The organism is Streptococcus sp. Marseille-Q7156 (assembly GCF_965119495.1).
The window spans coordinates 38389-51473 of sequence record NZ_CBCPLU010000002.1 but is presented as its reverse complement, the minus strand read 5'-3'; the positions used below and the strand labels follow the sequence as shown (position 1 = coordinate 51473).

Here is a 13085-nt window from a genome sequence, read left to right as displayed (position 1 = left end):
AAAAAGAAGTTGAGTTCAGTTTGTCTCAGCTTCTTTTATTTTTTACAAGAGAATGGTTGGGCCGTAGAGACTTAACTTGGTCTTGACTTGGTCAAAGTGAAAACGGTCATAGGCCCGCCAAGCGGTGCGAGTAGGAGCGTCTGGATTGAGAGCGCTGAGTCCCATGAGAAGACTGCAAGTCTGGTAAAATTTTTCCAGTTCAATCAAGAATCGATTATCCACTGTCTCAGCTTTAGAGAGAAAGCGGAGGATATTGTCCAGTTGCTCCTGAAATCGGACGTCGTCAGCGGTTGCCTGTTTGCATGCTTGGTAGGCTTTGTTCAAGTCAGTAATCAAAGTCTGAGCTGTTTTGATAGGGTCTGTATCTGTCATGAGAATGCCTCCTTTAATCTGGGTGCCAGTCTTGTTTCTAGCAACTGTGTTTTGATACTGTCAGTCTATCACTTTTATCTCCTTTTTCACCATCAAATCTTTAATTGCCCTTGAAATTTCCTGAATGGTACTGTTAAGATTTTATGATAAAATAGTGGTAAGATTATCATGCTTATTTGAGGAACAAGATACCCTTCAGGAGCGTTAAAGGCCTGTTTAAGATTTGGTGGGCTTGTATCATAGTATTTTTGCTATTCTCTTTTTAGGAAGAAATCGAAACAAGGAGAGTAAAAAGATGAGAATATTTGTTTTAGAAGATGATTTTTCCCAACAGACTAGGATTGAAACGACGATTGAGAAACTCTTGAAAGAACATCATATCACTCCCAGTTCTTTTGAGGTCTTTGGTAAGCCAGACCAGCTGCTGGCAGAGGTGCATGAGAAGGGGGTGCATCAGCTATTCTTTTTGGATATTGAGATTCGAAATGAGGAGATGAGGGGTCTGGAAGTGGCTAGAAAGATTCGGGATCGAGACCCCTATGCTCTCATCGTCTTTGTGACGACTCACTCGGAGTTTATGCCCTTGTCCTTTCGCTACCAAGTGTCAGCTTTGGACTACATTGATAAGGCCTTGTCGGCAGAGGAGTTTGAATCTCGGATCGAGACAGCCCTCCTCTATGCCAATAGTCAAGATAGTAAGAGTCTGGCGGAAGATTGCTTTTACTTTAAATCAAAATTTGCCCAATTCCAGTATCCTTTTAAAGAGGTCTACTATCTCGAAACATCGCCCAGAGCCCATCGTGTTATTCTCTATACTAAGACGGACAGGCTGGAATTTACAGCGAGTTTAGAGGAGGTTTTCAAGCAGGAACCTCGTCTCTTGCAGTGCCACCGCTCTTTTCTCATCAATCCTGCCAATGTGGTTCGTTTGGATAAGAAAGAAAAACTTCTTTACTTTCCCAATGGTGGAAGCTGTATGATAGCGCGTTATAAGGTCAGGGAAGTGTCTGAAGCTATCAATAACTTACACTAAGTGAGGTGCTGGAATGGAATTAGTTTGGAAGATAGTATATGTGTTTTTGATATCTGGATTGGAATTGTTTATATTTTTTAAGGTGGATGGAATTGTTCTAACTCTGGAGAGAGTTTTTAAGTCCTTTCTTTTTAAGCTACTTTTAGCAGTTGTTTTTGTAACGATTAGCTATATAGTAGGAAATACTTACCTATCTTATTTTATGGAACCCTTGTACGGCATTGGTTTATCTTTCTTATTGTTAAGAGGGCTTCCTAAAAAACTACTCTTCTTTTATGGTCTCTTTCCAATGATGTTGGTGAATCTTTTTTTCAGGGTAGTCTCCTATTTTGTGCTTCCATTTTTGGGGCAAGAGCATGTGTATGATGACCGCTCTTTTATTTGGTTATGTATAAAAATTTTCATTTGCTTTATTTCTCTAGCCTTTTTGAAATGGTTAGACTATGATTTTACTAGTTTGAGGAGGGAGATTCTCGATAAAGGTTTTCAACAGTCCCTGACTAAGATTAACTGGATAATGGGGGCTTACTATCTAGTGATGCAAAGTCTGTCTTATTTTGAAAATGTACAAGGTATTCAATCAACGACTGTTCGCCATCTGATTCTAGTGTTTTACCTACTCTTTTTTATGGGGGTTATCAAGAAGCTGGATACCTATTTGAAGTACAAACTCCATGAGAGACTGGACCAAGAGCAGGCCTTGCGCTACAGAGATATGGAACGCTATAGTCGGCATATAGAGGAACTTTACAAGGAAGTACGGAGTTTTCGCCATGACTACACCAACCTCTTGACCAGTTTACGTCTGGGCATTGAAGAGGAGGATATGGAGCAGATAAAAGAGGTCTACGATTCGGTCTTAAAGGATTCTAGTGAAAAATTGCAGGACAATAAATATGACCTTGGTCGATTGGTGAATATTCGTGATAAAGCCCTCAAAAGTCTACTAGCAGGGAAATTTCTAAAAGCTAGAGATAAGAACATTGTCTTTAATGTCGAAGTTCCTGAGGAGATTCAGGTAGAGGGGATGAGCCTGCTTGATTTTCTGACTATTGTGTCTATCCTTTGTGACAATGCTATTGAAGCCAGTGCAGAGGCCAGTCAACCTCATGTTTCAATTGCTTTTTTAAAAAATGGAGCACAGGAGACCTTTATCATTGAAAATTCCATTAAAGAAGAGGGTATAGACATTTCTGAGATTTTCTCCTTTGGAGCCAGTTCTAAAGGGGAGGAGAGAGGAGTTGGTCTCTATACCGTCATGAAAATTGTGGAAAGCCATCCTAATACCAGTCTAAATACCACCTGTCAAAATCAAATCTTTCGTCAGGTTTTAACGATTCACTCGATATCAGTTGATGATTAGAAGATTTGTGGAAAGAAGTACTGCCTAAAGTCATCAATTAAAATACTATAGTATGCGAGGTATCATAAATGAATAAGAAATCCTATTTTATCATCTGTTCTACGTTGATCATAGCATCGAATCTTCTCATGATTTCCGTGGTGAACAAGGGAGAAGAAACGGGGAGCAATCTGTTTGTGATTGCTATAGCCTGTGTTATGTTACCATCATTCTTATATGCGGTTGAGAACCGAATGGATTCTTTAATTAGGACAGGGTCAGTAGCTCTACTCTTATTGACAGTATTGTCTTTAGTCCGTCTTGCCAACAGAATAGAGAGGACGCCTGAAATTCTCAACATTATCATTACCCTCCTCGTTTTGGCAGGTGGGACAGCTTGTATCCTTGTTGCAATCATGAGAATCTATCAGAACAGAAGGAAGTAAGGGTGAATAGTTTTCGATTTCGTATTTTCACATTGTTAAGTTCCCTTAGGGCAAGTATGTTTTTCATGCTTGCTTTTTAAATTTTTAACAATTCAAGATGTTTTGATGACCATTTATGATTTGAGTAATCCAAGGTCAAAATGAGTGCTATACTAACAGTGTAAAGGTTCTTGCTCAACTAATACTCTTCGAAAATCAAATTCAAACTACGTCAGCGTTGCCTTGCCGTACTCAAGTACAGCCTGCGGCTAGCTTCCTAGTTTGCTCTTTGATTTTCATTGAGTATAAGATAAAGCATACATTTAGGAGGATATCTTATGAAGAGAAAAATACTTATCATTTTCATCTTGTATCTGATTATGTCCATCTTTCTTTATCCGCTTAGGGAGAGTATTTGGTATCAGTTATTTTATACCATAGCCTATATGATTGCGGTTGTGATCTATGTTGCTTTAACTAAAAAGAAAGGAGCAAAGAAATGAAAGCTTTTCTTGCTAAAAAACGGAACATCTTTCTTGCGAGATTGTTCTTAGGGCAGTTGCCCTTGCTTGTCTCTACTTATCTATTTCTATCTCGTCAGTTTTTAAATTTTTCATTGGTTTTCCAATTTCTTTTAGTGGTTATTAACTTGGCTTCGATTTTGGTTACTGTTTACCTCACTAGGGAGATGAGGATAAGAGAGTTTGAAGATGATGATTTGGTTAGTCCTAGAACCAATCAACTCATGTATATCGGCTTGACAGGTTTTATGTCTATTATTTGTTTGTATAGGGGTATCACAGCAGGAGAATTCTACCAACAACTAATCGCCTATATTGGCGCTATTCTCTGCTTGATCATCATGCTTCTGCTCATTTGGGGCTTGAAGTATTATAAAAAGTAGTTTGCCTTCCTCTTCTGACAGAATTTTTGATTAGAAGCTTCTATGAAAACGTTCGTGAAATAAATGAATGGAGGTATTTAATATGAAATACAGATTATTTCTTGTTATTTTTTTGAGTAGTATGTTGAATATTCTTTTAGGAACATTTTTACAAATCTCTAATGTGTCGATTGGGTGGCTTGTTCTCTACAGTGGCTTGTTTGAAGCAGGCGTTTTCCTTCTTGCTAATAAAGGGGTAGCGGTAAAAATCAAGGAAGTAGACATTCAAAACCGCTTTAAATTTATTTTTGGAAAAACGGTATGGTTTCAAATTCTTTTGCTCATCTTTTTGATGGTCAAACTTTATCTTGGTTTGGATGCGAGGTTGATTTTATTCTATGGACATATTTTCATTGTCTTTAATGCCTTAATGTATCTATTATCTAGTAGTCAGGTTAGCCTTAAAAAGAACAAGCTGTCTTCTTAATCTTGCAGTAATAGAGCCTGACAAGGCGAGCCATCCTGTCTTGTAGATAGTGGGGAGGATTTCTATGAAAAGACACTCTATTCTTTTCAAAACGAGTGCCATTCTTTCTTATTTATTTTTGTTTTTCGGACTGTCTTGGACGACCCAATTTTGGAGCAATTATTGGGAGTTCTCGTCTTGGGTAGGAAATCTTATCTGGATTCGAAACATCATCAGCCTTCTCTTTATCTGCTTTATGATTTGGATTTTGGTCAGGTCGGGCCATGCTTATCTCTTTCGCATCCCTAGGAAAAAGTGGTTGAGCTATTCTGTTCTGACGGTGTTAGCCGCTGTTGTACTTATCTGCTTTAACTATCTGACAGCTAAACACGTTCAGGGAACCAATGAAGGGTGGAATTTGTTTATTGCCTATAGTGAGACAAATTTTGCGGAGTTTGGTGTTTACCTAACCTTAATCGTACTAGGACCTCTGATGGAAGAATTGGTATGTAGAGGACTGCTTCAACATGCTTTCTTTAAGAATTCGAGGTGGGGGTTGGATCTTCTCTTTCCGTCATTCTTATTTGCCTTGCCCCACTTTTCTAGCTTGCCAAGTTTCGCAGATATTCTTGTCTATACGGCAGTGGGCTGTCTATTTGCCTGTCTAACACGTTATACGAAGAGTATCTATCCTTCTTATTCGATCCATATTGTTAATAATATCATTGCAAACTTACCATTTTTGCTCACTTTTCTACATAGGGTCTTGGGGTAAAAAAACAAAAGGTTTGCTTTTCAGCCATAGAGGAGGTCATCATGTATAAACACTTATTTTTCCTAGATTCCAAAACCTTAGACTGGTTGACACCTTATATTCTAGTCTTGGCTTCTGACACCATTGCCTTTAATGTTTTTGTGCTAACCTTTGTATCTGTTGTGGTCTTTTATTTCCTAAATCCCATGCTATCTTTAATGGCTATATTCTTAGGGGCTGGTTATGTGGTCGGATTTTGGTTACTCAAATGGTTTGTTTTGGAAAGACTAGAGTTAAAGGATGACTTGTAGGGAAGTCTGTTTGGTGAGGAGGATAGTTTTATGGAGTTTTTTGATAAATTTCATGCCTTGTGCTTTGGATTTTTAGTACTACTAATCGTCATTACAGTTCCTTATACGATTAACCATGGGGATTTTTTTCAAAATGAATCTGAATTGATTATTGTAAGTCTTCTAGTAACCTCGCTGAGTGTTGCTTATGCTAGAAAGTTTGAAATGATTTCTTTTGGGATGTTAAGCAAGAAACAACTTTTGCTTTTCATTGCAATCTTTCTTCTAAGTGTGCTTGAGACGCTGGTTTATATTCATTTCTTCGCTATTTCTTCTGGCGCAGGAGTTCAACACTTGGCGGAAGTCAGCAGAGGAATTTCTCTGTCTTTGATTTTGACTTCCTCAGTTTTTGGCCCCATCCAGGAGGAACTCATTTTCAGAGGACTTCTTCAAGGTGCGGTTTTTGACAATTCTTGGTTAGGGCTTGTGCTAACTTCCTCTCTCTTTTCTTTCATGCATGGACCTTCTAATGTCCCTTCGTTTATTTTTTATCTACTTGGGGGCCTGTTGCTGGGCTTTGCTTATAAAAAGAGCCAAAACTTATGGGTTTCTACTCTAGTCCACATGTTTTACAACAGTTGGCCACTCTTATATTATTTATAAAAATTATGAAAAGGTAAGTAGAAGACGGTGCTTGCCTTTTTCTTTCTATAATGATAGCCTGTACCAATCCAGATGCTTTTCTTTGAGAATCGGGTGTGGAGCGGTTGACGAATAGGCCAAAAACTAGTAGAATAGTAAGGAAACTTTATACGGAGGAAAGAAATGGATTTGGGTGATAATGAGCTAACACTGACTCCCATACCTGGGAAAAGTGGCAAGGCTTATATGGGTAGCTATCCTGATGGGAAGCGTATCTTTGTAAAAATGAACACCTCTCCAATCCTACCTGGTCTAGCTAGAGAACAAATTGCTCCACAATTATTATGGAGTCGCCGTTTGGCAGATGGGCGTGATATGTGTGCTCAAGAATGGTTGACAGGCAAGATATTGACCCCCTATGATATGAATCGTAAGCAAATCGTCAATATTTTAACCCGCCTACATCGCTCACGTCCTTTGATGACACAGTTGAGTCGTTTGGGCTATGCCATGGAAACACCTGTAGATTTACTACAGTCTTGGCAAGAAACGGCTCCAGATGCTTTGCGTAAAAATCATTTTATCAGTGAAGTGATGGCTGATTTACGTCAGACTATTCCAGGATTTAGAGAGGACTATGCGACCATTGTCCATGGAGATGTACGACATAGTAATTGGATTGAGACAGATAGTGGCTTGATTTATTTGGTAGATTGGGATTCGGTTCGCTTGACCGACCGCATGTTTGATGTGGCCCATATGCTCTGCCATTATATTCCAGAACATCAGTGGAAGGAATGGTTGACCTACTACGGTTACAAGTACAATCAGACGGTATTAAGTAAATTGTATTGGTATGGTCAATTGTCTTACTTGAGCCAGATTTCCAAGTATTATATGAACCAAGATTTAGAAAATGTCAATCGGGAGATCCATGGCTTGCGTCACTTCCGAGACAAGTATGGAAAGAGAAGATGAGAGTTAGAAATCGTAAAGGGGCGACAGAATTACTAGAGGCAAATCCCCAGTATGTGGTCCTCAATCCCTTGGAAGCCAAGGGGAAATGGCGGGACTTGTTTGGTAATGACAATCCCATTCATGTGGAAGTTGGGAGTGGAAAGGGTGCCTTTGTTTCAGGTATGGCCAAACAAAATCTTGACATCAACTATATCGGGATTGATATTCAAAAGTCTGTTTTGAGCTACGCTTTGGACAAGGTGCTTGAAGTTGGAGTGCCTAACATTAAGCTCTTGTGGGTAGATGGTTCTGACTTGACTGACTACTTTGAAGACGGTGAGATCGACCGCTTGTATCTGAACTTTTCAGATCCTTGGCCGAAAAAACGCCATGAAAAGCGTCGTTTGACCTACAAGACCTTCTTGGATACCTTCAAGCGCATCTTGCCTGAAAATGGAGAAATTCATTTCAAGACGGATAACCGTGGCTTGTTTGAGTACAGTTTAGTGAGCTTTTCTCAGTATGGCATGAAGCTCAATGGTGTCTGGCTTGATTTACATGCCAGTGATTTTGAAGGCAATGTCATGACAGAATACGAGCAAAAATTCTCAAACAAGGGGCAAGTTATCTATCGAGTTGAGGCAGAATTTTAAGAAATAGCCTGAAATCAGGCTGTATAAGTGCTTTTGCTTTACATAAGTTGGGAAACGTGCTATACTAAGAGTAAGAATATGAAAAGTGAGGCGGGGAAATATCTTCGCCTCTTGCTTATGAGGAGGTGGACGCAATCGCAACAATCGTAGAATTAGTCAGAGAAGTTGTAGAACCTGTCATAGAAGCACCTTTCGAACTCGTGGATATCGAGTATGGAAAGATTGGCAGTGACATGATTCTCAGTATTTTTGTAGATAAACCTGAAGGAATTACCTTGAACGACACGGCAGACTTGACAGAAATTATCAGTCCTGTCCTAGACACCATCAAGCCAGATCCCTTCCCAGAACAATATTTCCTAGAAATCACCAGTCCAGGCTTGGAACGTCCTTTGAAAACCAAGGATGCCGTTGCTGGAGCGGTTGGGAAATACATCCATGTCGGGCTCTACCAAGCCATCGATAAGCAAAAGGTCTTTGAAGGAACCTTGTTGGCCTTCGAAGAGGACGAGTTGACTATGGAATATATGGACAAGACGCGTAAGAAAACTGTCCAAATTCCATACAGTTTAGTATCAAAAGCACGTTTAGCAGTTAAATTATAGAAAAAGAAAGGATAGCTTTTGAGGATTCAAAAGTGAAGAAAACATGAGTAAAGAAATGCTAGAGGCCTTCCGCATTTTGGAAGAAGACAAGGGAATCAAAAAAGAAGATATCATCGACGCAGTAGTAGAGTCGCTTCGTTCCGCTTATCGCAGACGCTATGGTCAATCAGACAGCGTAGCCATTGACTTCAACGAAAAAACAGGTGACTTTACCGTTTATACTGTCCGTGAAGTTGTTGATGAAGTATTTGATAGCCGTTTGGAAATCAGCTTGAAAGATGCTCTTGCCATTAATTCAGCCTATGAACTTGGAGACAAAATCAAGTTTGAAGAAGCACCTGCTGAGTTTGGTCGTGTAGCAGCCCAATCTGCCAAACAAACCATCATGGAAAAAATGCGTAAGCAAACACGTGCCATCACTTACAATACTTACAAAGAACATGAGCAAGAAATCATGTCTGGTACAGTAGAACGCTTTGACAACCGCTTTATCTATGTTAACCTTGGTAGCATCGAAGCCCAATTGTCAAAACAAGACCAAATCCCTGGAGAAGTTTTTGCTTCCCACGATCGTATTGAAGTTTATGTCTACAAGGTTGAAGACAACCCTCGCGGTGTCAACGTCTTTGTTAGCCGTAGCCATCCAGAAATGATCAAACGTTTGATGGAGCAAGAAATTCCAGAAGTTTATGACGGAACTGTTGAAATCATGAGCGTGGCTCGTGAAGCTGGTGACCGTACGAAAGTTGCCGTTCGTAGCCACAATCCAAATGTGGACGCTATCGGTACAATCGTTGGACGTGGTGGAGCGAATATCAAGAAAATCACTAGCAAGTTCCATCCAGCTCGCTACGATGCGAAGAATGATCGCATGGTACCAATCGAAGAAAACATCGATGTTATCGAGTGGGTAGCAGATCCAGCTGAATTTATCTACAATGCCATCGCTCCTGCTGAAGTTGACCAAGTTATCTTTGACGAAAACGACAGCAAACGTGCTTTGGTGGTTGTTCCAGATAACAAGCTTTCTCTTGCTATCGGTCGTCGTGGGCAAAACGTTCGCTTGGCAGCTCACTTGACTGGTTACCGTATCGATATCAAGTCTGCTAGCGAATTTGAAGCCATGGAAGAAGCTGGTTCGGTAGATTTGGAAGCAGAAAACGATACTGTAGAAGAATAAAAGCTGCTAGAGGAGGGAAAGATGAAAACGAGAAAAATCCCTTTGCGCAAGTCTGTTGTGTCTAACGAAGTGATTGATAAGCGTGATTTGCTCCGTATTGTCAAAAACAAGGAAGGACAAGTCTTTATCGATCCGACAGGCAAGGCTAATGGTCGCGGCGCTTATATCAAGCTAGACAATGCAGAAGCCCTAGAGGCGAAAAAGAAGAAGGTCTTTAACCGCAGCTTTAGCATGGAAGTGGAAGAAAGCTTTTATGATGAGTTGATCGCTTATGTGGATCACAAAGTGAAAAGAAGAGAGTTAGGACTTGAATAAGCAAAAGATAAGCAATCTCTTGGGACTGGCTCAGCGAGCAGGCAGGATCATATCGGGTGAGGAATTGGTCGTCAAGGCCATTCAAGACGGAAAGGCCAAGTTGGTCTTTCTAGCCCATGATGCTGGACCCAATCTGACCAAGAAGATTCAAGATAAAAGTCATTATTATCAAGTAGAAATTGTAACCGTGTTTTCAACACTGGAATTAAGCATAGCAGTCGGGAAATCGAGAAAGGTTTTGGCTGTAACAGATGCTGGATTTACAAAGAAAATGAGGTCTCTTATGGAATAGAAGAGGAGGACATGATTTGTCTAAGAAAAGATTGTACGAAATCGCAAAAGAACTTGGAAAAGAAAGTAAAGAAGTTGTAGCGCGTGCAAAAGAGTTGGGCTTGGATGTGAAAAGCCACTCATCAAGTGTGGAAGAAGCTGTCGCTGCAAAAATCGCTGCCAGCTTTAAGCCTGCAGCTGCTCCGAAAGAAGAAGCAAAACCTGCAGCACCAAAAGCAAGTGCAGAAAAGAAAGCCGAAAAATCTGAGCCAGCTAAATCAGCTGTAGCTAAGGAAGAGGCAAAAACGGCTGAGCCAGTTGCTCCGAAGGCAGAAAAAGTAGTAGCTAAACCGCAAAGTCGTAATTTTAAGGCTGAGCGTGAAGCCCGTGCCAAAGAGCAGGCAGAACGACGCAAGCAAAATAAAGGCAATAACCGTGACCAACAACAAAACGGAAACCGTCAGAAAAACGACGGCCGTAATGGTGGAAAACAAGGTCAAGGTAATCGCGACAATCGTCGCTTTAATGACCAAGCTAAGAAACAGCAAGGCCAGCAAAATCGTGGAAACGATCGCCGTCAACAAGAGGACAAACGTCCAAATCAATCGGCTCCACGTATTGACTTTAAAGCCCGTGCAGCAGCCCTAAAAGCAGAACAAAATGCAGAGTACGCACGTTCAAGTGAGGAACGTTTCAAACAGACTCAGGCTGCCAAAGAAGCCTTGGCCCAAGCAAACAAACGCAAGGAGCCAGAGGAAATCTTTGAAGAAGTGGCTAAGTTAGCTGAACAAGCGCAACAAGCACAGCAAGTTCAAGCAGTGGTTGAAGTCGTCCCTGAGAAAACAGAACCTGCAGTGGATACACGTCGTAAAAAACAAGCTCGACCAGACAAAAATCGTGACGATTATGATCACGAAGAAGATGGTCCTAGAAAACAACAAAAGAATCGAAGTAGTCAAAATCAAGTGAGAAATCAAAAGAATAGTAACTGGAATAACAACAAAAAGAACAAAAAAGGCAATAACAAGAACAACCGCAATCAGGCTCCAAAACCTGTTACAGAGCGTAAATTCCATGAATTGCCAACAGAATTTGAATATACAGATGGTATGACCGTTGCGGAAATCGCAAAACGTATCAAACGTGAACCAGCTGAAATCGTTAAGAAACTTTTCATGATGGGTGTCATGGCCACACAAAACCAATCCTTGGATGGGGAAACAATTGAACTCCTCATGGTGGATTATGGTATCGAAGCCAAACAAAAAGTTGAAGTGGATAATGCCGACATCGAACGTTTCTTTGTCGAAGATGGTTATCTCAATGAAGATGAATTGGTTGAGCGTCCACCAGTTGTAACTATCATGGGACACGTTGACCACGGTAAAACAACGCTCCTAGATACCCTTCGTAACTCTCGTGTTGCGACAGGTGAAGCGGGTGGTATCACTCAGCATATCGGTGCCTACCAAATCGTGGAAAATGGCAAGAAGATTACCTTCCTTGATACACCAGGACACGCGGCCTTTACATCTATGCGTGCGCGTGGTGCTTCTGTTACCGATATTACTATCTTGGTCGTAGCGGCAGATGACGGGGTTATGCCTCAGACTATCGAAGCCATTAACCACTCAAAAGCGGCCAACGTTCCAATCATCGTAGCCATCAACAAGATTGATAAACCAGGTGCTAACCCAGAACGAGTTATCGGTGAATTGGCAGAGCATGGTGTTATGTCAACTGCTTGGGGTGGAGATTCTGAATTTGTTGAAATCTCAGCTAAATTCAACCAAAACATAGAAGAATTGTTGGAAACAGTCCTTCTTGTGGCTGAAATCCAAGAACTCAAAGCAGACCCAACAGTTCGTGCGATCGGTACGGTTATCGAAGCTCGCTTGGATAAAGGAAAAGGTGCGGTCGCAACCCTTCTTGTTCAACAAGGTACATTGAATGTTCAAGACCCAATCGTTGTTGGAAATACCTTCGGTCGTGTCCGTGCTATGACCAACGACCTTGGTCGTCGTGTTAAAGTTGCTGGACCATCAACACCAGTGTCAATCACAGGTTTGAACGAAGCGCCAATGGCAGGTGACCACTTTGCCGTTTACGAAGATGAAAAATCTGCGCGTGCAGCAGGTGAAGAACGTGCCAAACGTGCCCTTATGAAACAACGTCAAGCTACCCAACGTGTCAGCCTTGAAAACCTCTTTGATACGCTTAAAGCTGGTGAACTCAAATCTGTTAACGTTATCATTAAGGCAGACGTACAAGGTTCTGTTGAAGCCCTTTCTGCCTCACTTCAGAAGATCGATGTGGAAGGTGTTAAAGTTACCATCGTTCACTCAGCGGTCGGTGCTATCAATGAATCTGACGTGACCCTTGCCGAAGCTTCAAATGCTTTCATCGTTGGTTTCAACGTACGCCCTACACCACAAGCTCGTCAACAAGCAGAAGCTGACGATGTGGAAATCCGTCTTCACAGCATTATCTACAAGGTTATCGAAGAGATGGAAGAAGCCATGAAAGGGATGCTTGATCCAGAATTTGAAGAAAAAGTTATCGGTGAAGCAGTTATCCGTGAAACCTTCAAGGTGTCTAAAGTGGGAACTATCGGTGGATTCATGGTTATCAACGGTAAGGTTACCCGTGACTCTAAAGTCCGTGTTATCCGTGACGGTGTCGTTATCTATGACGGTGAACTTGCAAGCTTGAAACACTACAAAGACGACGTCAAAGAAGTTACAAACGGTCGTGAAGGTGGATTGATGATTGACGGTTACAATGATATCAAGATGGATGATGTGATTGAGGCCTATGTCATGGAAGAAATCAAACGATAAGATTTTTTGCTCCTTTCTTAGGTGGTGAGGGACGCAAGCAAACCGATGGTTTCATTGC

The 13085-nt window shown here is 41.1% G+C and carries 15 protein-coding genes; 14 read left to right on the top strand and 1 reads right to left on the bottom strand.

The window, feature by feature from the left end:
* Positions 1–42: 42 nt before the first annotated feature.
* Positions 43–372 (bottom strand): helicase BlpT, encoded by a 330-nt coding sequence (locus tag ACWPV5_RS09130; RefSeq protein WP_261048230.1) that lies wholly within the window; start codon positions 370–372, stop codon positions 43–45.
* A 295-nt stretch (positions 373–667) separates the two neighbouring features.
* On the opposite strand from ACWPV5_RS09130, the gene ACWPV5_RS09125 reads away from it, so the two are divergent.
* The 14 genes from ACWPV5_RS09125 to infB all read left to right on the top strand — a co-directional run bounded on the left by ACWPV5_RS09125 (position 668) and on the right by infB (position 13027).
* The gene (locus ACWPV5_RS09125; RefSeq protein WP_261074724.1) at positions 668–1405 is read left to right on the top strand and encodes a response regulator transcription factor; all 738 of its coding nucleotides are present in this window, start codon (positions 668–670) and stop codon (positions 1403–1405) included.
* 13 nt (positions 1406–1418) lie between these two features.
* Positions 1419–2768 carry a sensor histidine kinase gene (locus tag ACWPV5_RS09120; RefSeq protein WP_261074725.1) on the top strand — a complete coding sequence of 450 codons (1350 nt, stop codon included), beginning with the start codon at positions 1419–1421 and terminating at the stop codon, positions 2766–2768.
* 903 nt (positions 2769–3671) lie between these two features.
* Positions 3672–4076 (top strand): immunity protein, encoded by a 405-nt coding sequence (locus ACWPV5_RS09115; RefSeq protein ID WP_261048228.1) that lies wholly within the window; start codon positions 3672–3674, stop codon positions 4074–4076.
* An 82-nt stretch (positions 4077–4158) separates the two neighbouring features.
* Positions 4159–4542 (top strand): immunity protein, encoded by a 384-nt coding sequence (locus ACWPV5_RS09110; RefSeq protein ID WP_454383539.1) that lies wholly within the window; start codon positions 4159–4161, stop codon positions 4540–4542.
* A 64-nt stretch (positions 4543–4606) separates the two neighbouring features.
* Positions 4607–5296, top strand: coding sequence for a CPBP family intramembrane glutamic endopeptidase (locus ACWPV5_RS09105; RefSeq protein WP_454383537.1), 690 nt, complete (start codon positions 4607–4609; stop codon positions 5294–5296).
* Between the two features lie 41 nt (positions 5297–5337).
* Complete coding sequence (gene blpZ / locus ACWPV5_RS09100) at positions 5338–5586, top strand: immunity protein BlpZ (RefSeq protein WP_000276515.1); 249 nt, start codon at positions 5338–5340, stop codon at positions 5584–5586.
* Positions 5587–5616: 30 nt separating this feature from the next.
* On the top strand, positions 5617–6228 hold the full coding sequence (locus tag ACWPV5_RS09095; protein WP_173282607.1) for a CPBP family intramembrane glutamic endopeptidase: 612 nt from the start codon (positions 5617–5619) through the stop codon (positions 6226–6228).
* A 162-nt stretch (positions 6229–6390) separates the two neighbouring features.
* Entirely contained in the window at positions 6391–7185 is a 795-nt protein-coding gene (gene ccrZ, locus ACWPV5_RS09090; protein ID WP_000363006.1) for a cell cycle regulator CcrZ, read from the top strand.
* Complete coding sequence (gene trmB, locus ACWPV5_RS09085; RefSeq protein WP_023938706.1) at positions 7182–7817, top strand: tRNA (guanosine(46)-N7)-methyltransferase TrmB; 636 nt, start codon at positions 7182–7184, stop codon at positions 7815–7817. The genes ccrZ and trmB overlap by 4 nt, the downstream gene beginning before the upstream one ends.
* A gap of 125 nt (positions 7818–7942) precedes the next feature.
* Positions 7943–8422 (top strand): ribosome maturation factor RimP, encoded by a 480-nt coding sequence (rimP, locus tag ACWPV5_RS09080; protein ID WP_001808691.1) that lies wholly within the window; start codon positions 7943–7945, stop codon positions 8420–8422.
* Positions 8423–8465: 43 nt separating this feature from the next.
* Positions 8466–9602 (top strand): transcription termination factor NusA, encoded by a 1137-nt coding sequence (gene nusA / locus ACWPV5_RS09075; RefSeq protein ID WP_000032274.1) that lies wholly within the window; start codon positions 8466–8468, stop codon positions 9600–9602.
* 21 nt (positions 9603–9623) lie between these two features.
* A complete protein-coding gene (gene rnpM / locus ACWPV5_RS09070) occupies positions 9624–9917 on the top strand; it encodes an RNase P modulator RnpM (protein WP_000857562.1) in 294 nt (97 codons plus the stop codon).
* Positions 9910–10209: a YlxQ-related RNA-binding protein gene (locus tag ACWPV5_RS09065; protein ID WP_001041390.1), complete on the top strand. Its 300-nt coding sequence runs from the start codon at positions 9910–9912 to the stop codon at positions 10207–10209. Before rnpM ends, ACWPV5_RS09065 begins: the two co-directional genes overlap by 8 nt.
* 16 nt (positions 10210–10225) lie before the next feature.
* On the top strand, positions 10226–13027 hold the full coding sequence (infB, locus tag ACWPV5_RS09060; protein ID WP_023943371.1) for a translation initiation factor IF-2: 2802 nt from the start codon (positions 10226–10228) through the stop codon (positions 13025–13027).
* Positions 13028–13085: the final 58 nt, after the last annotated feature.